This window comes from Chloroflexus sp., assembly GCF_034431535.1.
Taxonomy (GTDB): domain Bacteria; phylum Chloroflexota; class Chloroflexia; order Chloroflexales; family Chloroflexaceae; genus Chloroflexus.
Genome location: NZ_DAOUDC010000046.1, coordinates 29,569 through 54,277, shown reverse-complemented (window position 1 = coordinate 54,277; position 24,709 = coordinate 29,569). Strand labels below are relative to the sequence as shown.

Sequence of the window (24,709 nt, the reverse complement as noted above, 5' to 3'; positions counted from 1 at the left end):
ATTGACTCGGGTGATGCCGCACGGCCGTGCGGCGCTACCTTCACGCGTAACGCTGCATTACTGGTTTTCTGTGAATTGCGCCACGATATTCCGCCAATAGATTATGGTATACTACTGTTAAACTAACGCACAGTGTGATGCCTGCAGGCCACGATGCCGGCGACTTCTCTTGACCTTGTTTGGGTGAAGCGTTGCGATGCGAGATGGCTACCTCGATCAGCCTTCTCGCTATTCGCTACTCATCACTGGTGAGCCAACCAGTTGGGAGGAGTGTTCAGGTGAGCGACTCGATCGCGATTGAACTCCGCGATGTCGTCAAGCAGTTTGGCGACGTGGTTGCGGTCGATCACGTTAATCTCCAGATCCGTGACGGCGAGTTTTTTTCGATGTTGGGGCCAAGCGGTTGCGGCAAGACCTCAACGCTGCGCATGATCGCCGGTTTCGAGCTACCCAACGCGGGCAGCATTCTCATCCATGGCCGGGAGATGGGGCTGACCCCGCCTCACCTGCGCCCGGTGAATACGGTCTTTCAATCGTATGCCCTCTTTCCCCACATGACGGTGGCCCAAAACGTGGCCTTCGGCCTTGAGATGAGCAAGACGCCGAAAGCCGAGATTACCCGCCAAGTGAAAGAGGCGCTTGAACTAGTGCGCTTGAGCGGGTTAGAAGAGCGGCGTCCGCGCCAGCTTTCCGGCGGGCAGCAGCAGCGCGTGGCGCTGGCCCGTGCACTGGTCAACCATCCCGAAGTGCTGTTGCTGGATGAGCCGCTCGGTGCGCTTGACCAAAAGCTGCGCAAAGAGATGCAGCTCGAACTGAAGAGTTTGCAGGCCCGCGTCGGCATCACCTTTGTCTTCGTGACCCACGATCAGGAAGAGGCGCTTACGATGTCTGATCGGATTGCGGTCATGAATAAGGGCAAGCTACTGCAAGTCGGCACGCCGACCGAGATCTACGAACGGCCCAATTGCCGCTTTGTGGCCGATTTTATCGGTGAGACCAACTTTATCGACGGCGTTGTGATCGGGCGCGATGGCAACTACACCGTGCTCGAAACGCCGGAAGGGTTGCATTTCCGCGGCCTAGCGACGCGCCCGCTCAGCGATGGCACCCCGGTCACCTATTCGATCCGTCCGGAAAAGGTGCGGCTGCTGGCCCTCAATGGTGAATTGCCCCCCAATAGCTTAGCCGGCACGGTGATGACGGTGAACTATATCGGCAGCGATACCCGCATTACCGTGCGGATTAACGACCGGCGCACGATTGATATCTGGGAGCAAAATACCCGGTCGACGCTCGACCGGGACGAATACTGGCAACCGGGTGAAGCGGCAGTGATCGTCTGCCCGCCCGACAATGCACTCGTGCTGAGTGAGTAAGGAGGGGTAATGGCGACGATCCAGCAACAGCAACAACGCCGCGATCGCATCCGGCTGGCGCTGCTCCTCACTCCCGGCTTGCTCTGGCTGCTGCTCTTTTTTGCCCTGCCGCTGGTCATCATCTTTGTCTACAGCTTCATGACCAACGACGCGCTGGGCCGGGTGGTCTATGAGTCGACGCTGAATAACTACATCACCATCTTTACCCAGAGCCTGTACGTCAACGCATATGGGCGCTCGATCTGGACGAGTGTGTTGACGACGGTGATCTGTCTGCTGATCGGCTATCCGCTGGCGGTCTTTATTGCCCGCAGTCCGCAGCAATGGCGAATGCCGTTGCTGATGCTGATCCTCATTCCATTTTGGACCAATTTCTTGGTGCGGATTTATGCGTGGCAGATTCTTCTCGCCAACAACGGTATCATTAACGGCTTCCTTGAGATAATCGGCGTGGGCCGGTTGACCCTGCTCAACACCGAAGGCGCGACCTTGGTCGGCCTGATCTATGGTGAGTTGCCGTTTATGGTCTTGCCGCTGTACGCCGCCATTGACCGATTTGATTTCACACTCATGGAAGCTGCCGCCGATCTGGGGGCGAATAAGGCGCAAGCGTTCCTGCGCATTATGTTGCCGATGACCATGCCCGGGATCGTGGCCGGGTCGGTGCTGGTCTTCATTCCCACCCTCGGCCAATTTGTGGTGTCGGAGCTGTTGGGCGGGGCGAAGGTTGACTACCTCGGCAACTTGATCCAGCGCCTCTTCTTGCGCGCCAATCCGATCAACTGGCCGCTCGGTTCGGCGATGGCGGTGTTGATGATGTTGGTACTGCTCGTGCTGATTATGATGTACTTCCGCGTCACCTCGGAGGAAGAGCGATGATCAAAACGGCGCCTGCTACCACCGCCTCGGCGCGCATTCGCGGCGCTTTTAGCGAGGGCCGGCTGACGTGGAGCGGTCTGGCGCTCACCGGGTTTTCGATCTTTGTTTACCTGTTCCTGTATGCGCCGATTGTTATTCTCGTGCTCTTCTCGTTTACCCGCGACGAGTTCGGGGTACGGTGGACCGGTTTCACGCTTGATTGGTACTTCCGCTTGTTCAATAACCCGCGCATGATGGGGGCAGCGTGGAATACGCTGGTGGTAGCGACTGTCTCGACAATCGCCTCGACCATTATTGGCACCCTGCTGGCGATGGCGATGGAGCGATACCGCTTTCGCGGGCGCAATGCGATTGAGGGTTTGATCTATTTGCCGATTGTAGTGCCCGAAATCGTCATGGCGGTAGCGTTGCTCGCTTTCTCGGCAATCGTCTTCGATGTGATCAAAATGGTCACTGGCGAGACGCTACGCCGCAATTTAACCACCGTCACGATTGGTCATATTGCCTTTAGCATCTCGTTTGTGGTGGTGGTGGTGCGCACGAGTCTCAAAAATTTCGACCGCCGGCTTGAAGAAGCTGCCGCCGATTTAGGCGCTGATAGCTGGAATATCTTCTGGCGCATCACCTTCCCGCTCATTCTGCCCGGCATCATCGGCGGCGCGTTGCTGGCCTTTACCCTCTCGCTCGATGATTTCATCATTTCACTCTTTCTCTCTGGGCCGGGCACTTCACTCTTGCCGGTGGAAGTGTATAACCGGGTGCGGCGTGCCGTCACACCGGAAATTAACGCGATCTCAACGCTGATGCTCATCCTGTCGATGGCGCTGGTAGCGCTGTCGCATCTGTTGCAGCGCCGGCGGTGAGAACATAGCAAAAGGAAGGGAGAACGATGATGCAGATGCTTCGGGTGCTTACGGTGGCGCTGCTGCTGGCGCTGGCCTTGGCGGCCTGTGGCGGCGGCCCGGCGACGGGTCCGGGGAATGAGTACGGCGCTAGTGGCGGTGACACGACTGCGCCAAGTGATGGGGTGGATCGGAGCAAACTGGCTCGCCAACTGTACTTCTACAACTGGTCAGATTATATTGACCCCGCCGTACTCGACCAGTTTGAGTCTGAATATGGGGTCAAGGTGATCGTTGATACCTACGACAGCAACGAAGACATGCTGGCGAAGGTGCGCGCCGGCAATTCGGGCTATGACATTGTGGTTCCGTCGGATTATGCGGTGCAGATCATGATTGCCGAAGGGCTGGCTGCGCCGATCGATAAGACCTTGCTATCTAACCTTGTCCATCTCGATCCCAACTTGCTCGATCAGTATTTCGACAAAGGCAATGCCTATTCAATCCCGTATATGTACGGCATTACCGGCATCGCCTATAACACTAAATTCTTCCCCAATGGAATCGATAGCTGGGCGGCGATTCTTGAGCCGAGCCAAGTGGCGCCGTTCGCCGGCAAGTTTAGCATGCTCGACGATGCGCGTGAGACACCGGGAGCTGCGCTGCGCTATATTGGTCAGTCGCTCAATTCGACCGATCCGGCGGCGCTGGCGCGGGTGAAGGAGATTCTGTTGGCGCAAAAGCCGTATCTGGCCGCGTACAACAGCTCGGATGTGAACCGCAAACTGGCCAGCGAAGAGTATGTACTGGCGCATTCGTGGAGTGGTTCGGCCATGCAGGCTCGCAATGGGTTGGGCGATGAGTTCAGCGGCAATCCTGACATTGCGTTCGTGATCCCGAAAGAGGGCGGGATGATCTGGATGGATAATATGATGATCCTGAAGGACTCACCAAATGTCTACACAGCCCACGTGTTTATGAACTTCCTCATGCGGCCAGAGATTGCGGCTCAGATTACCGAATATGTCGGCTATTTGACGCCGAACAAAGATGCATTAGAGCTGCTATCGCCTGAGATCCGCGAGCTGTACACCCAAGGCTTCGCCCCCGACGAAGAGATGTATAAGCGGCTTGAATGGGCGGTGCGTAACGAAGGCACAACCGCTTTCGATGATCTGTGGACTGAGATTAAGGGCCGATAGCGAGAGGGTGTTCGGGCGACGGGTGTATCACCCTGCTTGGTGAGTGTAGCATGGCGAGATATGTAGAGGGCGACGCATGCGTCGCCCTTACAATTTGTGTCCGTTTTACGTTTATTATGGTATCCTAAGCTCATCCGCCAGTTATGGATGCGCAGAGGAGGATGGAATGGAGATCCGTGATCGCCCCGACCATGATCCGGTCGCCGAGATGCTGTTGGTTGATGCGTATATGCGATGGGCGTTGCTGGCGGCAGAGGAGGTCATCGGGCGAAACGGGTTGGCGGTGGTGCTGCGGCAGGCTGGCTTGAGCCAATTGATCGGCAACTATCCATCTGAACAACTGAAGGCGACCAGCGGTTTAACCTTCTACCATTACGCTTCGCTCAATGCCGGGTTGCTGAACTTTTTTGGCCGCTCGGCGCGGAGCATGGCGCTGCGGATCGGTCGCCGGACGGCGCGGCTGGCGATTGAGCAGCAGAGCGCGTTGTTCGGTACTGCTGCCTTGATTGCCTCAAAGGTGTTGCCGTTCGCCACCCAAGTGAAGTTAGGGTTGGCAGCGATGCAAGCCGGGTTGCGCCGGCTCAGCCAAGCGGTGAACCAAGATCGCCGGCTGGCGATCGAGGATCGCGGCGAGGCGTGGGCATATATTGATTATACTTGTTCGATGTCAGCCGGTAAGCAGGCTGATGAACCGATCGGCTATATCCAGTGTGGTGTGCTGCAAGAGGCGTTGTATTGGCAGACCGGTCGTGAATTTGCCGTCGAGCAAGTCGCTTGCCGTTCAATGGGTGCGCCGGCGTCAATTTGGCTCGTGTCTAAGACGCCATTATTGCCTGTCAGTTGATGGATAAAGGAGGGCCGTATGGCCGACCTGACCCCCGATCAGATCTACGATTTACTCAACCGGCCCGGCCCGCTCTGGTTAGTCGGCGCGAATCTGAATGGCGCTAACCTGAGCGCGGCGAACCTCAGCCACGCCAATTTGAGCGAGGCCCAATTGAACCGGGCCCGCCTCACCGACGCTAATCTGTTTCGGGCCGATCTGAGCGTCTGCGAGTTGGGGGGGGCTAATCTGAGTTGGGCGAATCTGCGTGAGGCGAAATTGAGTTGGGCCCAACTCGTGCGAGCCGATCTGAGCGATGCCGATTTGCGTAAGGCTGATTTGAGCTGGGCAAACCTTGAATTTGCCTCGTTGGTTGGCGCGAATCTGCGCGGTGCAAACCTCAGCGCCGCCGACTTCAGCGGCGCGAATTTGTACGGCGCGAACCTGAGCCTGTGTAATCTGAGCGGGGCTGATTTGCGCGATACGGTGATGATCGGCGCCAACCTCAGTGAAGCGCAACTCCGCGAAGCGCAATTGGTCAATTTGAGCGGGGCGAATTTGAGCGGGGCGATCTTGATCCGGGTCAGTCTCAATGGCGCGAATCTCAATGGCGCGAATTTGGCGAGCGCAAATGTGATGCACGCCAACCTGCGCGAGGCGACGCTCGATGAGTCCAACTTTATTGGCGCCAATCTCAGCGAAGCCAATTTGGGCGAGGCGAGTCTGTGTAACGCCGATTTTAGCGAGGCGAACCTCAGCGGGATTTATCTCAGCAGGGCCAATTTGCGCAATGCGATCTTGACCCGCGCTAATCTGTCGCGCGCCAACGTGAGCGGGGTCAATCTGCGCGGCGCCAATCTGCGCGGCGCCAATCTGCGCGAGGCGAGCTTGGCTGAGGCCGATCTGACTGATGCTGATTTGACTGATGCTGACCTGCGCGATTGCGATCTGACCGGCGTGAAGGGGTTGGCAATGTGAATTATGACGAAGACGGCCTGCTGGGCCGTCTTCGTCAATTCCTAATCAGCGTACACCCGCGTTTCCGACCCGCCGGCTGCCGCTACCGGTTCGAGGATTTCGCACAAAAATCTGCCGGTGTGCGACGTAGGATGGCGGGCAACCTCTTCCGGTGTGCCCAGCGCCACCACCTCGCCGCCGCCGTCGCCACCCTCCGGCCCCATATCGATCACGTAATCCGCCGTCTTGATCACGTCGAGGTTGTGCTCGATCACCACCACCGTGTTGCCGGCGTCAACCAGCCGGTGCAAGACCTGCAACAGATGCTGAATATCGGCGAAATGCAGGCCGGTCGTTGGTTCGTCGAGGATGTAGATCGTGCGTCCGGTAGCGACGCGGGCCAATTCCTTGGCCAGCTTCACCCGCTGCGCCTCGCCGCCAGAGAGAGTGGTGGCCGGTTGGCCCAATTTAATGTAATCGAGACCGACATCGTGCAGGGTCTGCAAGATGCGCCGCACCCGCGGCACATTGGCAAAAAACTCCAGCGCCGTCTGCACGTCCATCTCTAACACATCGGCAATCGTCTTGCCTTTGTACTTGACCTGCAACGTCTCGCGGTTGTAGCGTTTGCCCTTGCATTCGGCGCAGCGCACCCAAACATCGGCCAAAAACTGCATGTCGATCTTGATTTCGCCGTTACCCTCGCAGGCTTCGCAGCGCCCGCCACGAATGTTAAAGCTAAACCGGCCGGGGCCATAGCCGCGCAACTTGGCTTCCGGCGTCTCGGCGAACAGCTCGCGTAGCAGATCAAAGAGCTTGACGTAAGTAGCCGGATTTGAGCGCGGCGTGCGCCCGATCGGTTGCTGGTCAATGTTGATCACCTTGTCGAGCCGGTCGAGCCCGTGCAATACGCGGAAAGGGCCGGGTTTGAGCTGAGCGCGGTTGAGCCGGTTGGCTAGCGCCGGGTAGAGCGTTTCGGTGATCAGTGAGGATTTGCCCGACCCAGACACGCCAGTGACGGCGATGAAACAGCCGAGCGGAAAGTTAACGGTGACATCACGCAGGTTGTTGAGCGTTGCCCCTTCCAGCGTTAGCCAGCCTTGCTTGGGTTGGCGGCGGGTGGCCGGGATCGGGATGGTCAGCCGGCCCGATAGGTACTGGCCGGTGAGCGAGGTCGGATGTTGGGCCACCTGTTCCGGTGTGCCGGCGGTCACGACCTGCCCGCCTTTGACGCCGGCACCAGGGCCGAAGTCGATGATCCAATCGGCGGCCTGCATCGTTTCGAGGTCGTGCTCGACGACGATTAGCGTGTTACCGAGATCGCGCAGCCGCAACAGCGAATCGAGCAATTTGCGGTTGTCGCGCTGGTGCAAACCGATGCTCGGCTCGTCGAGGATGTACATCACACCGACCAACCCCGACCCGATCTGCGAAGCGAGGCGAATGCGCTGCGCTTCACCGCCGGACAGCGTCGGCGCGGCGCGGTCGAGAGTGAGGTAGTGCAGGCCGACATTGTGCAAGAAACCGAGCCGTTCACGGATCTCTTTCAGCACATCACCCACAATCGCCTGCTCGGTCTCATTGAGGTGATTGGGCAGCTCGCGCGCCCAATCGAGCGCCTGCGCTACATTCATACGGGTGACATCACGGATCGAGCATCCGGCAACGCGCACCGCCAAACTTTCGGGCCGCAAGCGCGCCCCCTCGCAATCGGGGCAGGGTTGCTCGCTCATATACTGGGTGTAGTACTCGCGCATCGCGTCCGAGCCGCTCTGCATATAGCGTCGCCGGATTTCGCTGGCCAACCCTTCCCACGTGCGGTAATACTCGCCGCGGGAACCGATCTCGTTTTCCCATGCAAACCGAATGCGCTCGTTGCCGCTGCCGTAGATAATCGCGTTGCGCTGGCGTTCGATTAGTTCATCCCACGGCTTGTCGAGGTCAATCTGATAGTATGCGGCAATGGCGAGCAGCGCCTTATAAGCCCACGTATCCTGTTTTTTGCGCATCTCGCCCCAGTACGTCACCGCCCCCTCGTGGATCGAGAGCGCGCCGTTAGGCACCAGCAGCGCCGGGTCAACCTCAAGCCGCGCGCCGAGGCCGGTGCAGGTCGGGCAGGCGCCTTGCGGCGAGTTGAACGAGAACATCTGCGGGGTGAGTTCGGGGAATGAGATACCGCACGACGGGCAGGTATTGCTCTCGCTCATCAACCATTCGCGGGGTTGGGCCGGATCAGCCAGATCATCGGCGAGACTAATGATCACCTTCCCTTCCCCCACCCGTAACGCGGTCTCGATACTGTCGGTCAAGCGCGTGGTAAAGCTGTCGAGGTCGCCATTACCAGCGGCTTGCGGTATCGCCAGCCGGTCAATCACCACCTCAATCGAGTGTTTGACCTTCTTGTTGAGCTTAATCTCTGCGTCGAGCGAGCGGATTTCGCCGTCAACCCGCACCCGTGCAAAGCCCTCGGCTTTGGCTTCGGCGAAGATATCTTTGTACTCGCCTTTGCGTTGGGAAACGACCGGCGCCAGCACCATAAAGCGGGCGCCCCGCGGCAAGGCCAAGACCCGATCAACCATCTGCTGGGCCGATTGGGCGGCAACGGGTTGGCCGCAGCGGTGGCAGTATTGGTGGCCGACGCGGGCAAACAGCAGGCGCAGATAATCGTAAATCTCGGTGACAGTGCCTACCGTCGAGCGCGGGTTTTTGCTGGCGCTCTTCTGCTCGATGGCAATCGCCGGCGATAATCCCTCGATCAGATCGACTTGCGGCTTTTCCATCTGGCCGAGAAATTGGCGCGCATACGCCGACAAGCTCTCGACGTAGCGTCGTTGCCCTTCGGCGTAGAGCGTGTCGAAGGCCAACGAACTCTTGCCCGACCCGCTCACGCCGGTCAGCACGACCAGCCGGTCGCGCGGAATCTCGACATCGATCCCTTTGAGGTTATGCTCGCGCGCGCCCTTGATTACGATTGTCGTCTTGGCCACCGCCGTCTCCGCTGAGGTACGAACGAAGAGAAAGCGCCGCCCCGTTGGCGACGCTACCAATTCTGTATTCTAGTATACCACGGTTTGCTAGAACAAACGAACTAGGCACAAAATGCGATCATGTCCACGTGCGCTGGTCAACGAACGGCTTGGCGTCAGGCGGCAACTCGGCAACCACCTCGACTTTGCAACGGAGCTTGATCGCTTCGTGCAACGCCTGCGCTGCGGAGTCGCGCAAGCTGGCGGGATCGGCATCGCCGGCGGGCACGAGCCGGCAGATCAGCTCATCGCGGTGATTTTCGCGCACTACGACCGCTTGATACGCCTGCACCCCCTCTAGCCGCCGGATCGCTTCGGCAATATGGCGCGGATGGACGAATAAGCCGCGCACTTTGACGCTCTCGCCGCTGCGGCCCAACCAACCCACCAAGCGCGGGGTCTGAATCACTGTCGGCTCATCAGACACCATCAACGCTGACAGATCGCCGACGGCAAAACGGATGAGGATGTAGTCGCGGCGGAAGAGGGTCACGACCACCTCACCGGTTTGGCCGGGAGGCACCGGCTCGCCGGTGTTGAGATCGCAAATCTGCACCAGCGCATCTTCGGGCAAATGCCAGCCGTGCCGTTCCGGGCCGTTGTACCCAAGGTTGCCGGTCTCGGCGGTGCCATAGCCATCGTAGACCAAAATCCCGTACTGCTCTTCAAACAGCTTGCGCAACGAGGGCGGCAGCGGCTCGGCAGCAACGAAGGCTTTGTTGAGCGGCCACGAGCGCGGATCGTGTCCTTGTTCAATCGCCTTTTCGAGCAGCGCCTTGAGATAGCTGGGCAAGCCGGCGTAAGCGGTGACGCCGAGATGGGCCATAGCCTCGATCTGTTGGGCCTGATTGCCGATCCCGGCCGGAATCACGGCGCAGCCAACCGCGCGCGCGCCCTCTTCAAACATCACCCCGGCCGGGGTTAGGTGATAGCCAAAGCAGTTAAGCACGACATCATCGGGGCCAAAGCCGGCAGCGCGGAAGGCCGGCCCCCACCGCCACGGATCGGGTTCATCAGATTCGGGATCGTAGATCGGGCCGGGCGATTGGAAGATGCGGCGCAATCGTGAGAGCGGCACGGTCAACATCCCGCCCAACTGCGGCCCTTGCCGTTGCAGCTCAACCAACTGCTCTTTGCGCAAAATCGGCAACCGGCTCAGATCGGCGGTGGTCTGAATATCAGCCGGCGTCAGTCCGGCAGCCTCCATCCGTTGGCGGAACGCTGGCGAATGCTCATAGCCAAACGCGACAATCTCGCGCACGCGCTGATCAAACCCGGCGTAAAAGGCTTGAATGTCCATCTCCGTCACCTCGTGCTTTAGACAACGACGCGCAGGCGCAACGGTCTTCCGGCGCTCACACAGTGTTGCGACGTCACTGGTTTGCAAACCGCACTCGCAAGGATCATTGTACTCAGCATTGTACCGCATTCGCACCCAACAACCAAGCAAAGGTGCAGAGGGGTGAAGGCAAAGGCGCAAAGGATTTTTGGATACCCCTGCTAAACCCTCCGCTGGGGGAGAGGAGTCTGGCTCCTCCCTCCAGCGGGGGGAGGCCGGGAGGGGGCAAAACAGTGCCTCTCACGCCCACCTAGCAGCTCCCCCTCGCTCGCCGTGAGGCGGGAGCGGGGGTCGGGGGTGAGGGCCATCAGCCTGTGCAGCAGGCTTCGTAAGGGTAGCGCGGCCCTTCAGGGTCGGGTACGAGCTGAGGCATCCGTCCCGCTCAAGCGGGAGATTGCTTCGGTCGGGCGCGCCCTGCTGCGCTAGGTGCCGCCACTCCCTCGCAATGACATACAGGACTCGCCAGTGCAAAACATACCCCTCTCCCTACAAGTGGTAAGAGGGGCAGACGCGCGTTGCGTACCGCGTTACGACAGCCAGCGTTTGCGGCGTTTGTAATGCTTCACCTCGCGATAACTCTTGCGGCTGCCAATCTCGTTGAGGCCAAGGTAAAACTCGCGTACGTCAGCGTTATCTTTCAAATCAGCCGGCGATCCATCGAGCACAATCCGGCCATTTTCCATGATGTACGCATGGTGCGCCGACTCGAGCGCCAAGCGCGCATTCTGCTCAACCAGCAAGATGGTCGTTCGCCGCTCGCGATTGATGCGGCGAATAATTTCAAAGATCTCGGCCACCAGCAACGGGGCCAACCCCAACGACGGCTCATCGAGCATGATCAGTTTGGGATGGGCCATCAAGGCGCGCCCGATCGCCAGCATCTGCTGTTCACCGCCGCTGAGAAAGCCGGCCACTTGATTGCGCCGGTCTTTGAGGCGGGGAAAATAGCTATAGACGAGCGCTAGATCCTCGCTCAACCGGCCCAGCGGTTGGGTGTATGCGCCGGCGCGCAGATTCTCTTCGACGGTGAGGTGCTCGAAGACGCGCCGCCCTTCCATCACCTGAAAGATGCCCATACGCACAATCTCGGCGGCGTCTTTCTTGTGGATCGGCTGCCCCTGAAACAGAATCTCGCCATCGGTGACTTCGCCGTTTTCCGGTTTGAGCAAGCCCGAAATCGCTTTGAGGGTCGTACTCTTGCCGGCGCCGTTTGAGCCGAGCAACGCGACGATGCGGCCTTCCGGTACTTCCAGCGAGAGGCCCTTCAGCACCAGCACCACATCGTTGTAGATGACTTCGATATTATTGAGTGAAAGCATAAGCGATTGATGAGGCGGAAGGGGCAGGTCTGCGACCTGCCCCGGCGATAGACCTTACCGCGCGCTAATGAAATCGGTAATCGGCACCCACTTGCCGTTTTCGACCCGGAACATCTTAAGCGACTTGACCCCGGCGTGATCGGTGGCGCTAAATTGCACCGACAGCGTCACGCCCTTCGTATCGATAGCGCCCATCGTTTCGAGGGCCGTCTTGATATTCTCGCCGGTCACCTCTTTGCCGTCGGCCACCACCTTCTCGACCCCGGCGATCAGAATCGACATCGCCGTCCAGCCTTGCACGAAGGTGCTATCGGCGCCGCCGTAGTCGATATTCTTCGCCTTGGCGAAGTCGAGCGCGATCTTGCCGCCTTCCGACTCGTGGTTGAACGGCACAGCGCCAACCACGCCTTCGGCATCTGCACCAGCCAGCTTGATCAAGATCTCGTTAGCGCACCAGTTCAAGCAGACGAACTGGACATTGTAGCCAAGGCTCTTGGCGTTCTTAATCGCCAGCGCCGCTGGGCTGGAAACGTTCTGCAAGAAGATGTAGTTCGCACCATAGTCGCGGAGCTGGGTCAACTGCGGGGTGAGGTCAGTCGCGCCGCGCGGCGAGGGCACTTCCAGCGGTGTCTCGATCCCCTGCGAGGTGGCGAAGGCGGTGCCGTCGGCCAGCGGCGAGCGACCGAACGGGCTATCGTTGATCAGATAGCCAAACTTCGGCAACCCGCTGTTGCCCTTGGCCTTCCAATCTTCGATCGCCCACTTCATCGCGATGATCAACTGATCCGAATAGGTCGGCGCGACGAGGAAGTTGTAGGGCGTCTCAGCCGGGCTAGCCAGTGTGACCGAGTACGAGGCCGAGATGAACGGAATCTTGTCTTCGGTAATCTTGGGCCGCAACGCCTCGGTATCACCGGTGCCCCAGCCAGAGAAGATAACCACCTTGTCTTGGGTCACGAACTTGGTATACAACTCTTCGGCGCGCGGCACCTGATAGGCGTAGTCTTCGCTGAACAACTGCAACCGTCGCCCATTGATGCCACCCTGCTCATTCTTCCAGTCAATAAAGGCAATCTGTCCACGAGCATAGGGTGTACCGACATCAGCCGTCGCGCCGGTCAAGTCGAAGATCGCACCTACTCTGATCGGTTCGGCACTAGCGCCACCGCCGCCCGTGCCGCCCGTACCGCCGCCACCACCGCATGCGGCCAGCAAGGTCGCAAAGAGGGCCAGCGCCACCAACCACCCGAACGTCCGTCTCTTCCTGTGCATGCCATCCTCCTTCTAAACGCTTCAATAACTGAACGGCCATAGCCGGAAATAATCCTTAATGTTGCGCCACATCTTCACAATGCCTTCCGGCTCGAAGATCAGGAAGAGGATGATAGCTAAGCCAAACGCGCCCTGTTGCATATAGGGCAGATAGGAGTTGATGTTGGGCACGACGTCGCTGAGGGCGCGGGCCAGATTAGAAAGGAATGCGGGCAAGAGCGTCATAAAGGCGGCGCCGTAGATCGAACCAGAGACGCTGCCCAACCCGCCGATGATGATCATCGCGAGGAAGAGAATACTCGTATCGATAGTAAACCGCTCCCACGAAATAATTCCGCGATAGTGGGCGGTGAGCGCACCGGCCAAGCCGGCGAAGAACGACGAGGTGGCGAAGGCGAGCAGTTTGTAGCGGAAGAGGTCAACACCAATCACCTGCGCCGCAATGTCTTGATCGCGAATGGCGACAAATGCCCGCCCGGCGCGAGTGCGGAAGAGGTTACTGACAAAGATGACGGTCAAGATCAGCGCCACTAGGCAGACCCAGTAGAAAGCGAAATCGTTATTTCCCAGCCGATCGAGCGGCAACCCAAACAGATTGTTGCTCGCCCGCGGCAGCGAGAGCGATTCGCCGATGCCAAGCAGTTTGCCGTGGGTTAACACCCAAATGATAATCTCTTGCGAGGCAAGGGTTGCAATCGCAAGGTACAAGCCTTTCAGCCGGAGCGATGGCAAGCCGAAGAACGCGCCGACTGCCGCCGTGAACAAGCTCGCCACCGGGATAGTGATCCACATCGGCGCACCGAGATGAACGGCCATCATGCCGGCGGTGTACGCACCGACGGCGAGGAAGCCGCCGTGACCAATACTAATCTGGCCGGTATAGCCGACGAGAATATTCAGCCCGATCGCACCGATCGCAGCAATGGCTATCGTATTGGCCAGATTGAGCCAGTACCGATCGGCAAACCACGGAAAGATCAGCGCCAGCGCCAAGACGATCACAATCCGGATTCGTTGCGGCCAATACGGGCGTAAACTAACATCGCTGGCATACGTGGTGTGAAACGTTCCGCTCTGCATAGCAAACCCAATCTTGTTATCGCCAATCGCCGCTTACACGCGCTCGATAATCCGTTGGCCAAAGAGACCGTATGGCCGCACCAGCAGGATGAAGAGCAAGATAATGAACGGGGCGACTTCACCCAAGCCCCATTCCGGCGGCAGCAAACCGCCGGCGAACGACTGGAGCAAGCCGATGATCAACCCGCCGATAATCGCGCCGGGAATGCTATCGAGACCGCCCAAAATCACCACTGGAAAGACGAGCAGACCGACTCGCCCGATTGTGCCCGACACACCGCCGAAGATGCTCATGAGCAGAATGCCGCCGACTGCGGCCGTAATCGCCGCGATCGCCCACGCCACCGCCCACACCTTCTTGACGCTAATGCCCATACTGAGCGCCGCTTGCTGATCGTCGGCTACTGCGCGCATCGCGATCCCTTCGCGGCTGAACCGGAAGAAGAGCGTGAGCAGGGCAAAGAGGGTGATAGCCAACCCAAAGGCCCAAATCCGATCAACACCGACATTCGCCCCCAGAATGGTGACGGTATCGGTCGGCAAAAACTGTGGCGCCGGACGAGGCGTCACTCCCCAAATCGCGCCCACAATGGCGCGTAAGAGTGACGAAAGGCCAATCGTCACCATAATCACCGAGATGGCAGGTTCGCCGATCAGCGGTCGCAACACCAGTTGCTCAATCAACACCCCCACCACGGCAGCCAGCGCCACTGCCACTACAACGCCTGCCGGCCACCACAGGCCAAACTGCTCGACCATCGCGTAGGTGAGGTAGGCCCCGATCAACAGCAACTCGCCTTGGGCGAAGTTGATCACGTCGCTGCTCTTGTAGATCAAGACAAAGCCAAGCGCCACCAACGCAAAGATTGCGCCATTGGCAATCCCGCTCAGCGCCAGTTGAATAATCCGATCCATGCGCGTCTCCGTCGTCGCCGAATTGCAAATTGGTGCCAGTATGGGTTTAGAACCGCGTTAGGAACGTACCCCTGTGCTACCGCGCCACGGTCCGCGCGGCCGGGGCTGGCGCCGGCGCAGCCGGGTCGTGCAATTCCTCAATGCGCAGGCGGGTCTTGATCAGCGCCGTGCGCCCGTCTTGATAGGTAATCGTCGTCTCGATTTCCAGCTCGTCTTGGTCGCCGTAGAGCGCGTCAACAATCTCTTGGTAGCGTTGGGCCACCAACCGCCGGCGCACCTTGCGGGTGCGCGTCAACTCGCCATCGTCGGCATCAAGCTCTTTGTGCAGCAACAAGAAGCGACGGATACGCGCCGCCGGCGGCAGGTCGGCATTCGCCCGCTCAACATCTTTGCGGATCAAGGCGTAGACCTGCGGTTTCTGGGCCAGATCGGTATAGGTGGTGTACGAGATTTGCGCATTTTCGGCCCACTTGCCGACGTTGGCGAAATCGATGTTGATCATCGCCGTGACAAAGGGCCAATCGCCGCCGAACACCACCGCTTCCTTGATATACGGGCTAAACTTGAGCTTGTTCTCGATAAACTGGGGCGAAAACTTGGTGCCGTCGGGCAGAGTCATCACGTCCTTCGCCCGGTCGATCACGATCAAGTGGCCATCTTCATCAAAATAGCCGGCGTCGCCGCTATGGAGCCAGCCATCTTCCAGCGCCTCGGCGGTCGCTTCCGGGTTCTTGTAGTAGCCAACAAACACCGACGGGCTTTTCACCAGAATCTCGCCATTCTCGGCAATCCGGATCTCGGTATTGGGCAGGGGCGTGCCGACCGTTTGGAACTTGATCTGGCCATCGCGATGGATGACGCTCAAGCCAGAGCTTTCGGTCTGGCCGTAGACCTGTTTGAGATTCACGCCGATGGCGTGATAAAAGCGGAAGACATCGGGGCCGAGCGCGGCGCCGCCGGTGTAGGCCCGCTTGAGAAACCGCAAGCCGAGATGGTCTTTCAGCATCTCGAACACGGTGATGCGGGCCAGCCAATAGCGCAGGCGCAGACCAAGATCGGGCTGCTTGCCGCTAAAGCGGGCATCGGCCATGGCATAACCCTGCTTCATTGCCCACTCGAACAGCGCCCGTTTTAAGCGGGTCGAGTCTTGAACCTTCACCTGCACCTGCGAGAGCATATTTTCCCAGATGCGGGGCGGCGAGAACATCACCCGCGGCCCGATCTCGCGGATATTCTCTTGCACAGTGCTGGCCGATTCGGGGAAATTGATCGTAAACCCGCACTGCATCCCGGCGGCGACCGTCACCATCTGCTCGCCGACCCATGCCAGCGGTAAGAAGCTGACAAACTCATCGTCGGGGCCGAGCGGATCAACCGAGAGCAAGCCGGCGCCTTGGCTGATCAAATTGCGGTGAGTGAGCATCGCCAGCTTGGGCTTGCCGGTGGTGCCGGAGGTGGTAGACAGGATAGCGACATCGTCGGGCGTGCCGGCAGCCAATTCAGCCTCAAACAGGCCGGGATGGGCGCGATCATAGGCGCGGCCTTGTTCTTCGATATCGGGGAAATGGGCAAGGTAGGGCTGCTGGTAATTGCGCATCCCCTTCGGTTCGTAGTAAATAACCTTCAGCACCCCTTCCAGCCGCGGCCAGATCTCGATAATCTTATCAACCTGCTCTTGATCTTCGACCACAATTACCCGCGCTTCAGCCGCCGAGAGAATGTAATACACCTCTTCGGCCACCGAATCTTGGTAGACGCCGATCGACATTGCGCCGATGGTTTGGGCGGCAAATTCGGCATAGAGCCATTCGGGCCGGTTATCGCCAATGATAGCGATGACATCGCCGCGGCGCACGCCAAGCGCGTGCAGCCCCATCGCAAACGCGCGCACGTGCTCGGCAAACTGCCGCCACGGCACCGTTTGCCAGATGCCAAAATCCTTCTCGCGTAGCGCTACCTTATCGCCGAAACGTTCCGCATTCTGGAATAATAAGCGCGGCAGCGTTGTCTCAGGTATCTGTATCATTGCGTCACCCGACCGTGAGACCGGCAGACAGCGCCGGAAGACTGGTATCGATTACATCCTCGGCATTGCGTGTTCACGGCCCAGATACGCATCTATCACCTTCGGATCTCTGCGCACCTCAGCCGGTGTGCCATACGCGATCAGTTGGCCGAATTCGAGCACCGCCACCCGATCGCTAATATCCATCACGACCCCCATATCGTGCTCAATCAGCACGATCGTTGTACCGTACTCTTCATTAATATCAAGGATGAAGCGGGCCATATCCTCTTTTTCTTCGGTATTCATGCCCGCCATCGGCTCATCGAGCAGCAAGAGGCGCGGATTCATCGCGAGCGCGCGGCCCAACTCCACCCGCTTTTGCAGGCCATACGAGAGCGCGCCGACCATCTTCTTGCGGATCGACTGGATTTCGAGCAGATCGATCACCTGCTCGACAAATTCACGGTGTTCGACCTCTTCGCGCTGGGCGCGCCCCCAGTACAAGCCACCGCTAAAGATACCGCTGCGCATGTGAACGTGACGGCCCAGCATCAAGTTGTCGACGACCGTCATGTGGCGGAAGAGCTCGATATTCTGGAACGAGCGGGCAATGCCGAGACGCGCAATCTGATGGGGCGGCATGCCGATAATGTTGCGCCCTTCAAAGCGGATCTGCCCTTGTTGCGGGCGATACAGGCCGCTGATGCAGTTCAACAGGCTGGTCTTCCCAGCGCCGTTGGGGCCGATGATAGCTTGAATGGTGCCGGGATAGATATCGAAGGTCACCGAAAGCAGAGCGCGGACACCACCAAAGCTGAGACCGATGCGATCGATCTCCATTTGGGGGGCGGGTAGCGCAACCGAATCACGATGCGTCATGCGATCCTCATTGATAATGCACGAAACAGGCACGCACCGCTCATGAGTCGATCAAGCGCATGAAGAAGCTGTAGAACCGCCAATTCGATCGCTGTGATCGACCAATGACGTATCACAAACTATGGGGAATACTTGAGGTCTATTATAACGAAGGTCGCAGAATTGCGCAAATGGGGGTTGGGTTATGGCAGCTACCGCGCGCCATACAGACAGAGGCCGGCCAAGGCGAGCCAAAACCAATGCCACAACCCAAACGGTTGCAGGAAGGCGACCACGAGCGAAATGATCACAAAGATCAGGCCAAGGAGGGCTAGCAAGGCGCGACGATGGTGGGCTGGCATCACGCACCTTCACGCACGACAAAGAAGGCGAGCACCAATAGCGCTGCGGCAATGAACAGCAGCAACGAAAAGGCGAGATTGCCGGTAGCGCTGATCAAGAAAATCGTCATCGCAATCACAATGATCGCCATCATACTACAGCCGCGGCGCACACGGCGGACACTGGCGGCGACATCGGGGTCTTCAGGAGTCTGAGCCATGATTGTTTCCGCTGCTAAACGCTTCCTCCCTATCTTAGCACATCCGTAGCGTGCGACGTGCTGTAATGGTACTGCAATCATAGTTTAGTACTAAAGTACTGTGCAATCTGGAGCCAACATGCTATACTACAGATGTAGGCGAAGCAACAGCTTGGCTGCAATGGCGCATGGGGAAAGGAGCTGCCGATGTTTGACCGCGAGACGTGGCGGCAACGGGTAGCCGAACGATTCAACAACTTTGCTCGCAACCCACGGCAGGAGATCCAAGTAGCCGGCGTCAATACAGTGCTCGGTTTCGTTGCGTTGCGCGCGCTCGAACCTTTCCTCGAAGCCTTTCAAGACGAACCGGTAGCGGCGGTGCTAGCGTTGGCCGAGATTTCGCGCGGCCCCGGCGCCAACCATATTGTGCGCCGAGCAAGCCATTGGCGTTACCAGTTAGCGCAACTGATCGATCGCGAGCTGCGCTCGCGCCCCGAATTGCGTCTCACCATCGAAGAGATTTTATTGGCGTTGAACGTCATTCACCTTGCCCGCCAGCGGTTGAATAGCTCGCGGGATGAATGGTTGCGCCTGACCCTGCTCGCCGAAATCGATTCGTTTGAGAGTGGCGATTTCGAGCAATTGCGCCGCCAGTTGCACGATCCCGGCTGGCAGAGCCGGTACGAAGCGATTCGCCGCCTGCGGGTGCGCGAAGGCCATTTCACCGCCGCCGATCTGGTGTTGCTCCACGATGGTCTGAGCGATAGCGCCTCACATGTGCGTGCTGCCGCTGCCCGCACGCTGGGTTTGATCGTCGGTACACCGCCGCAGCCGCTGGTCAAGACGTTGATCCGGCTAGCCATTCACGATTGCGATTTAGAAACCCGCTTCGCTGCCGCCCGCACGCTAGGTTTGTTGCGCGACCGGATCGCGTCGCCGCAATTGCTCGACCATCTGATTGAGTGCCTTAGCGATCCCGACAGTTTTGTCCGTTCGGCGGCGGCGCTGGTGGTCAGCCAGTTGGGCGAGTTGGCCGGCACCGGCCCGATGATTGAGCGCCTGCTGGCAATGCTGGCCGATAGTGACGCCTACGCCCGTGAAGCCGCTGCCCGCGCCTTGGGCCGCCTCGGCGTTGCCGCCGCGACGTCGCCAGTGCTCAATGCCTTGGCCCAAGCCGTCGATGATACCGATCCAAATGTTCACGAAGCAGCGGTGGATGCGATCGCGCGCCTGCGCAAATTGCGCGCCACCCTGCCGCTTGGTCAGAGCCGCCATCCGACCGAGCCGCTGGCAGTGTAGGTGGGTGCATGCGGCGGCAGATTGCTGTTTTTGCTGATCAGAACGCGATATCTTCGCTCTTGGCCTTCAGCGATGAGCTGGAGGCCAGTTGGCGTTTGCCGCCCGATTATGGCTATTTGTTGCGGCTGGTGATCGAAGAGGTGGTCACCAATATTGTCAAGTATGGCTACCACGATCACAACCGTGACCAGATCCAGCTCGCTTGCGAGTACGAGCAAGGGGTGCTCACGATTACCATTCGTGATCGCGGCCAGCCGTTCGATCCGCGCGATGCGCCGCCGCCGGACATCCATGCCGCTGCTGATCAGCGCTTGATTGGCGGCCTTGGTCTCTTTTTCGTCCGTGAATATGCTGATACGCTGACCTATCACCACGATCCGCACAGCAGCTGGAATGAGTTGACGGTGACAAAGGCGATGAGTATGCTCGACCGGCTGCGGGCCTTGCCGATCTTTCAGGCTGTGCCGGAAGCGGTGCTGGCCGAGCTAGCTCCGCGGTTGGCGGAATGCCGGTTAGCCACCGGTGAAGTGTTGTTCAATCAGGGGGATACCGGCGCCGAATGCTTTGTCATTCTCAGCGGTGCGGTCGAGGTGATTACGTTCGTGAACGGCGCCGAGTTGCGGCTCGAGGTCTTTCACACCGGCCAGATTATCGGTGAAATGAGCCTGATCGATCGCAGTCCCCGTTCGGCGACGGTGCGCGCGATCGAGCCGAGCCGGCTGGTTACGTTGAACGAAGCGGTGTTTGCGACCCTGCTTGGCTCCAGCCCTGAGTTGGCGATGACAATGCTGCGCAGCATTGTCAGCCGGGTGCGCAATACCAACCAGCGCATGATCCACGATCTCGAACGCAAGAATGCCGAGCTGGTGGCTGCTTATCAGCAATTGCAAGCCGCCCAAGCCGAACTCATCCGGCTCAACCGGCTCGAAGAAGAGCTGGCGGTTGCGCGCCGCATTCAACAATCGTTTTTGCCCCGCGTCTTGCCGCAACCACCCGGCTGGCGCATTGCGGCGTTTAGCCGGGGAGCGCAAGCGGTTGGCGGTGATTTCTTTGATACCATTACCCTCCCCAATGGCCAAATCGGGCTGGTGGTCGCCGATGCTTGCGGCAAAGGCGTCACTGCTGCCCTCTTTGTCGCCCTCAGCCGGTCGCTCTTACGCGCCGCTTCTCAAGCTGCCGGCAGCTCCCAAGTCGACGGTGATGCCAGCGCAGCGATTCTGCTGCACGCCGTGAGCCTAACCAATGATTATATCTACCGCGAGCATGGTGACTCGATGATGTTTGTGACCCTCTTTTATGGCCTGCTTGATCCGGACACCGGAGTGATGCAATACATCAATGCCGGCCATAATCCGCCGTTGCGGATCGGGCGCGATGGCGCGGTGATTGAGGAATTGTGCGAAGGCGCGCTGCCGATTGGTATTGTGACCGGACAAACGTATGACGTGCGCGCATTGCAGATTGCTCCCGGCGAGAAGTTGGTCGCATTTAGCGATGGCATTACCGAAGCGATGAACCCGGCTGGTGAATTGTTTGGCGACGACCGTCTCCAAGCGTTGTTGCGCGCGCAAGCGCAGTGTGCGGCGGCTGAGCTAGTGACGGCGGCGGTGTCGGCAGTGGATGCCTTTGCGCAGGGTGCGCCCCAAGCCGATGACATCACCCTCTTGGTGGTAGAGCGGTTGCCGGCGGATGGGTAAGCGAGCGCACGGCTACCGCCGGCAACCGAAACCCATGAACGACCCGTGCTATAATGACCGCATCCTTGATCGCATAGCGGTCCAGCACCTGCTAGAAAGGGGTTTTTCGGCGTGAAAACCGAGCAAGTAGATGACGTGCTCATCATTGAGCTGCCAGCACGCCTCGATGCCGCCGGCGTTGCCACGATCGAACACGATTTGGCTGCCGCAATTACCAACCACGGCGGCAAAGTGTTGGCCGATATGAACGCAGTGACCTTTGTCGCCAGCTTAGCGTTGCGCATGCTGCTGAGCAATCTGCGTGCCGTGCAACCGTTAGGCGGGGATTTGCGCTTGTGCGGGTTGCAACCGCAGATCGCCGAAATCTTCCGCAAGAGCCGCTTTGATACCCTCTTCAAGATTTACCCCGACCGCGAAGCGGCGCTGGCGTCATACCGCGATCGGTGAGAGGCGTGTGGGGCGAGGCGCACCTCGCCCCCTAATTACGCCGAACGCTCGTGCGCCAGCATGATGGCCATGGCAACTGCCGACACCGCCAGTAAGACCAAAGCCGGCGCCGCGGCTTGGGTAAACATCGCTTCGCTGGTAGCGCTCCAGATCATCGTGGCAAGGGTCGGGAAACCGGTTGGGCTGAGCAGCAACGTGGTCGGCAATTCCTTGATCGAGGTGAGGAAAACCAGCGCCGCTGCTGAGAGTATGCCGGGAGTCAGCAGCGGGAGAGTGACGCCGGCAAAGACGGTGAGCGGCGAGCGGCCCAGCGAGCGGGCCGCATCTTCAACCCGCGGATTCATCTGCTGTAACGTGGTGCGAAGGCTGCCGATCGCCTGCGGCAAGAAGCGGATGGCCAGTCCAAACAACAGCATCGGCAGGGTCTGGTACAGCCACGGCGCGTAGTTGGCGCCGAAGAAGACGAGCGCCAGCGCGACGACAATGCCGGGCAGAGCGTAGCCGGTGTAAGCGGCGGCATCGAGGAGGCGGCTCAGCCGGGAGGGGAAGCGGGCTGCCAGCAGCGCAATTGGAATGGCGGCCACAACGGTCAGCACCGCCGCACTGCCGGCAGCGAGCAGGGAATTGGTCATCGGACTCCAAAGCACGTCGAGCGTCTGCCCGTTGAGTAAGCCGCGGATCAACCAGTAGCTCAGCGCCAACAGCGGCATCCCGATACCGAGCAGCGTCAACAAGGCGGCATACAGCGCCGCCAGCCAGCGCCACGGCCCAATGTCGGCCAACCGGCGCGGGCGGGCCACAGCGCAAGTCGTGCGGCTTATGCTGGGCCGGCCACGGATGAGCTGCTCGATCCCGATCAGGCTGAGCGTCAACACAATCAAGACAAGGGCCAACAGAGCAGCGCCGCTGCGATCAAACGATCCGCGATACTGTACATAAATTGAACGGGTGAAGGTCTCGAACTGCAAGAGCGACACCGCGCCGAAATCGCTCAAACTGTAGAGGGCGGCCAGCAGCGCGCCAATCGCAATCGCCGGACGCACTTGCGGCAAGAGAATGCGCCAAAAGACGCACCACGGACTATCACCCATACTGCGAGCCGCGTCTTCCACTGCCGGATCGCACCGTTGCAACGCTGCGCGCGTATTCAGCAACACATACGGATAACTGCTGAGGGTGAGGGCCAAGACGGCGCCGCCGAAGCCATACACCGGCGGCAACCGCTCAACACCCAACGGAGCGAGCATCTGTTGCAGCAACCCCACTGGCCCTAACACCACAATGATCGCAAAGCCGTTGATGTATGACGGCACCGCCAGCGGCAAGGCAGTCGCGATCGTCCAAAAGCGGCGACCGGGAATATCGACGCAGACCGTTAACCATGCTAATGGTGCAGCGATAAGCACACTGAGCAGGGCTGTGGCGAGGGCCAGACCGATACTATTCGTCACGACCCGGAGCGTGCGGGGGCGAAGTAAGGCAGCCCACGCATCAGGCCCGGCTTCGAGCGCGCGCACCAGTAGATATCCGATCGGCAACAACACGAGCGCAACAATGCCGAGACTCAGCCCGATCAAGACCCACGGGCGCGCGCGGCGCTGGGGGATAGCAACGGCAACTTCAGTCAGGGTAGCGCGACGGATCATAGGCTTGGAAAGGTTGGTGCCGCGATCGAGCATGATCGCGGCGCATACACACGGTTACAACGCTCCGACATCGCGCAGCAATTGCAAGGTGCCTTGCAAATCGCGCAACTGGTTGAGATCGATCTGCGTCGTTTGGATCTCAGACAGCGGCTTCAGCCGCGGATCCGGCTGCACATTGCCGGCCAACGGATACTCAAAGGTCTGCTCGGCGAAATAGCGTTGGCCTTCCGTCGAGAGCATATAGTCAATCAGACGTTGCGCTGCGGGCACATTCTTGGCCGTCTTAAGGATGCCAACGCCAGCGATGTTAATCAACGCCCCTACATCACCATTACCGGGGTAATAATTGGCGGCGGCCAGCGTATTGCCCGACTGGCGCTGCAACTGGTAGAGATAGTAGTGATTGACAAAGCCGACATCGATCTCACCGGCGGCAACGGCTTGCACGATCGCCGCATTCTTCTCGTAGGTCTTGACCTCGTTGGCGATCATCCCTTCCAACCAGCGCCGGGCAGCTTCTTCGCCCAACTGCACCCGCATCGCGGTGACAAACGCTTGGAACGAGCCATTGGTCGGCGCCCAACCAACCCGACCTCGCCACTGCGGATCGACAAAGCCCGTAATCGAACGCGGCAAATCGGCCTCGGTTAGCTTATTGGTGTTGTAGACTACCACGCGGGCGCGGCCACTGATGCCAACCCACAAGCCATCGGACGAGCGGAAGCGTGGTTCCACCTGATTGAGCGTTTCGGCGGGCAAGGGTGCTAGCATGCCGGCAGCCACCAACGCACCAAGCGCGCCGGCATCTTGGGCAAAGAAGAGGTCGGCGGGGCTATTAGCGCCCTCTTCGAGGATGGTCGCCGCCAGCTCAGCGGTATCGCCGTAGCGCACTTCAACTTGAATACCGGTGGCTTGGGTGAATTGGGTAAAGAACGGCCCAACGAGGCTTTCGCTGCGGCCGGAATAGACGACAATCTTGGCCGGCGCATCGGTTGATGCAGGCGCTTGGGTAGGAGAACTGGCAGCTTGATTCCCGCAGGCGGCCAGTGTGAATGCGGCCAAGGTCAATAGCGCGCACAGGCGCAGAAAGCGATTCATAGGTTCTCTCCTCGACCACGTCGATTCTTCGTGACAACGACCACAACCTTGCGCAAGGTTGGCGTTAGTATATCCTAACCTTTTC

Annotated in this window: 21 protein-coding genes; 9 read left to right on the top strand and 12 right to left on the bottom strand. The window is 59.3% G+C overall.

Features of this window, described 5'->3' with window-relative positions; all coding sequences use genetic code 11:
* Positions 1-278 precede the first annotated feature (278 nt).
* The 6 genes from U9R61_RS10950 (at position 279) to U9R61_RS10925 (ending at position 6,100) form a co-directional block, all read left to right on the top strand.
* A complete protein-coding gene (locus U9R61_RS10950; RefSeq protein ID WP_322488852.1) occupies positions 279-1,376 on the top strand; it encodes an ABC transporter ATP-binding protein in 1,098 nt (365 codons plus the stop codon).
* Between the two features lie 9 nt (positions 1,377-1,385).
* Positions 1,386-2,255 carry an ABC transporter permease gene (locus U9R61_RS10945; RefSeq protein WP_322488851.1) on the top strand — a complete coding sequence of 290 codons (870 nt, stop codon included), beginning with the start codon at positions 1,386-1,388 and terminating at the stop codon, positions 2,253-2,255.
* A complete protein-coding gene (locus tag U9R61_RS10940) occupies positions 2,252-3,118 on the top strand; it encodes an ABC transporter permease (RefSeq protein ID WP_322488850.1) in 867 nt (288 codons plus the stop codon). Before U9R61_RS10945 ends, U9R61_RS10940 begins: the two co-directional genes overlap by 4 nt.
* A 26-nt stretch (positions 3,119-3,144) precedes the next feature.
* On the top strand, positions 3,145-4,299 hold the full coding sequence (locus U9R61_RS10935) for a spermidine/putrescine ABC transporter substrate-binding protein (protein ID WP_322488849.1): 1,155 nt from the start codon (positions 3,145-3,147) through the stop codon (positions 4,297-4,299).
* Positions 4,300-4,465: 166 nt separating this feature from the next.
* Positions 4,466-5,143 (top strand): 4-vinyl reductase, encoded by a 678-nt coding sequence (locus tag U9R61_RS10930; RefSeq protein WP_322488848.1) that lies wholly within the window; start codon positions 4,466-4,468, stop codon positions 5,141-5,143.
* An 18-nt stretch (positions 5,144-5,161) separates the two neighbouring features.
* Positions 5,162-6,100 carry a pentapeptide repeat-containing protein gene (locus U9R61_RS10925; protein ID WP_322488847.1) on the top strand — a complete coding sequence of 313 codons (939 nt, stop codon included), beginning with the start codon at positions 5,162-5,164 and terminating at the stop codon, positions 6,098-6,100.
* 41 nt (positions 6,101-6,141) lie between these two features.
* Here U9R61_RS10925 and uvrA read toward each other — a convergent pair whose 3' ends face one another.
* From uvrA to U9R61_RS10875, 10 genes are all read right to left on the bottom strand, one after another.
* A complete protein-coding gene (gene uvrA, locus U9R61_RS10920) occupies positions 6,142-9,066 on the bottom strand; it encodes an excinuclease ABC subunit UvrA (protein ID WP_322488846.1) in 2,925 nt (974 codons plus the stop codon).
* A 118-nt stretch (positions 9,067-9,184) separates the two neighbouring features.
* Positions 9,185-10,405 (bottom strand): phenylacetate--CoA ligase family protein, encoded by a 1,221-nt coding sequence (locus tag U9R61_RS10915; RefSeq protein WP_322488845.1) that lies wholly within the window; start codon positions 10,403-10,405, stop codon positions 9,185-9,187.
* 566 nt (positions 10,406-10,971) lie between these two features.
* On the bottom strand, positions 10,972-11,763 hold the full coding sequence (locus tag U9R61_RS10910; protein WP_322488844.1) for an ABC transporter ATP-binding protein: 792 nt from the start codon (positions 11,761-11,763) through the stop codon (positions 10,972-10,974).
* A gap of 54 nt (positions 11,764-11,817) precedes the next feature.
* Entirely contained in the window at positions 11,818-13,035 is a 1,218-nt protein-coding gene (locus U9R61_RS10905) for an ABC transporter substrate-binding protein (protein WP_322488843.1), read from the bottom strand.
* A 21-nt stretch (positions 13,036-13,056) separates the two neighbouring features.
* A complete protein-coding gene (locus U9R61_RS10900) occupies positions 13,057-14,115 on the bottom strand; it encodes a branched-chain amino acid ABC transporter permease (protein ID WP_066789050.1) in 1,059 nt (352 codons plus the stop codon).
* Positions 14,116-14,148: 33 nt separating this feature from the next.
* Entirely contained in the window at positions 14,149-15,030 is an 882-nt protein-coding gene (locus U9R61_RS10895; RefSeq protein WP_322488842.1) for a branched-chain amino acid ABC transporter permease, read from the bottom strand.
* Between the two features lie 76 nt (positions 15,031-15,106).
* A complete protein-coding gene (locus tag U9R61_RS10890; RefSeq protein WP_322488841.1) occupies positions 15,107-17,056 on the bottom strand; it encodes a long-chain fatty acid--CoA ligase in 1,950 nt (649 codons plus the stop codon).
* 51 nt (positions 17,057-17,107) lie between these two features.
* Positions 17,108-17,917 carry an ABC transporter ATP-binding protein gene (locus tag U9R61_RS10885; protein ID WP_322488840.1) on the bottom strand — a complete coding sequence of 270 codons (810 nt, stop codon included), beginning with the start codon at positions 17,915-17,917 and terminating at the stop codon, positions 17,108-17,110.
* Between the two features lie 191 nt (positions 17,918-18,108).
* Positions 18,109-18,258 carry a hypothetical protein gene (locus tag U9R61_RS10880; RefSeq protein WP_322488839.1) on the bottom strand — a complete coding sequence of 50 codons (150 nt, stop codon included), beginning with the start codon at positions 18,256-18,258 and terminating at the stop codon, positions 18,109-18,111.
* On the bottom strand, positions 18,258-18,458 hold the full coding sequence (locus tag U9R61_RS10875) for a hypothetical protein (protein WP_322488838.1): 201 nt from the start codon (positions 18,456-18,458) through the stop codon (positions 18,258-18,260). Before U9R61_RS10875 ends, U9R61_RS10880 begins: the two co-directional genes overlap by 1 nt.
* Positions 18,459-18,644: 186 nt before the next feature.
* On the opposite strand from U9R61_RS10875, the gene U9R61_RS10870 reads away from it, so the two are divergent.
* From U9R61_RS10870 to U9R61_RS10860, 3 genes are all read left to right on the top strand, one after another.
* Entirely contained in the window at positions 18,645-19,736 is a 1,092-nt protein-coding gene (locus U9R61_RS10870; protein ID WP_322488837.1) for a HEAT repeat domain-containing protein, read from the top strand.
* 8 nt (positions 19,737-19,744) lie between these two features.
* Entirely contained in the window at positions 19,745-21,433 is a 1,689-nt protein-coding gene (locus tag U9R61_RS10865) for a SpoIIE family protein phosphatase (protein ID WP_322488836.1), read from the top strand.
* A 111-nt stretch (positions 21,434-21,544) separates the two neighbouring features.
* On the top strand, positions 21,545-21,880 hold the full coding sequence (locus tag U9R61_RS10860) for an STAS domain-containing protein (RefSeq protein WP_322488835.1): 336 nt from the start codon (positions 21,545-21,547) through the stop codon (positions 21,878-21,880).
* A 35-nt stretch (positions 21,881-21,915) separates the two neighbouring features.
* Here U9R61_RS10860 and U9R61_RS10855 read toward each other — a convergent pair whose 3' ends face one another.
* Positions 21,916-23,526: an iron ABC transporter permease gene (locus U9R61_RS10855; RefSeq protein WP_322488834.1), complete on the bottom strand. Its 1,611-nt coding sequence runs from the start codon at positions 23,524-23,526 to the stop codon at positions 21,916-21,918.
* Positions 23,527-23,580: 54 nt separating this feature from the next.
* On the bottom strand, positions 23,581-24,624 hold the full coding sequence (locus U9R61_RS10850; RefSeq protein ID WP_322488833.1) for an iron ABC transporter substrate-binding protein: 1,044 nt from the start codon (positions 24,622-24,624) through the stop codon (positions 23,581-23,583).
* Positions 24,625-24,709 lie beyond the last annotated feature (85 nt).

Bases quoted from the DNA above. Each gene is read 5' to 3' on its own strand.
- U9R61_RS10945 (WP_322488851.1), top strand. From the start codon at position 1,386: ATGGCGACGATCCAGCAACAGCAACAACGCCGCGATCGCATCCGGCTG.
- U9R61_RS10940 (WP_322488850.1), top strand. From the start codon at position 2,252: ATGATCAAAACGGCGCCTGCTACCACCGCCTCGGCGCGCATTCGCGGC.
- U9R61_RS10935 (WP_322488849.1), top strand. From the start codon at position 3,145: ATGATGCAGATGCTTCGGGTGCTTACGGTGGCGCTGCTGCTGGCGCTG.
- U9R61_RS10930 (WP_322488848.1), top strand. From the start codon at position 4,466: ATGGAGATCCGTGATCGCCCCGACCATGATCCGGTCGCCGAGATGCTG.
- U9R61_RS10925 (WP_322488847.1), top strand. From the start codon at position 5,162: ATGGCCGACCTGACCCCCGATCAGATCTACGATTTACTCAACCGGCCC.
- U9R61_RS10915 (WP_322488845.1), bottom strand. From the start codon at position 10,405: ATGGACATTCAAGCCTTTTACGCCGGGTTTGATCAGCGCGTGCGCGAG.
- U9R61_RS10910 (WP_322488844.1), bottom strand. From the start codon at position 11,763: ATGCTTTCACTCAATAATATCGAAGTCATCTACAACGATGTGGTGCTG.
- U9R61_RS10905 (WP_322488843.1), bottom strand. From the start codon at position 13,035: ATGCACAGGAAGAGACGGACGTTCGGGTGGTTGGTGGCGCTGGCCCTC.
- U9R61_RS10900 (WP_066789050.1), bottom strand. From the start codon at position 14,115: ATGCAGAGCGGAACGTTTCACACCACGTATGCCAGCGATGTTAGTTTA.
- U9R61_RS10895 (WP_322488842.1), bottom strand. From the start codon at position 15,030: ATGGATCGGATTATTCAACTGGCGCTGAGCGGGATTGCCAATGGCGCA.
- U9R61_RS10890 (WP_322488841.1), bottom strand. From the start codon at position 17,056: ATGATACAGATACCTGAGACAACGCTGCCGCGCTTATTATTCCAGAAT.
- U9R61_RS10885 (WP_322488840.1), bottom strand. From the start codon at position 17,917: ATGACGCATCGTGATTCGGTTGCGCTACCCGCCCCCCAAATGGAGATC.
- U9R61_RS10880 (WP_322488839.1), bottom strand. From the start codon at position 18,258: ATGCCAGCCCACCATCGTCGCGCCTTGCTAGCCCTCCTTGGCCTGATC.
- U9R61_RS10875 (WP_322488838.1), bottom strand. From the start codon at position 18,458: ATGGCTCAGACTCCTGAAGACCCCGATGTCGCCGCCAGTGTCCGCCGT.
- U9R61_RS10870 (WP_322488837.1), top strand. From the start codon at position 18,645: ATGTTTGACCGCGAGACGTGGCGGCAACGGGTAGCCGAACGATTCAAC.
- U9R61_RS10865 (WP_322488836.1), top strand. From the start codon at position 19,745: ATGCGGCGGCAGATTGCTGTTTTTGCTGATCAGAACGCGATATCTTCG.
- U9R61_RS10855 (WP_322488834.1), bottom strand. From the start codon at position 23,526: ATGATCCGTCGCGCTACCCTGACTGAAGTTGCCGTTGCTATCCCCCAG.
- U9R61_RS10850 (WP_322488833.1), bottom strand. From the start codon at position 24,624: ATGAATCGCTTTCTGCGCCTGTGCGCGCTATTGACCTTGGCCGCATTC.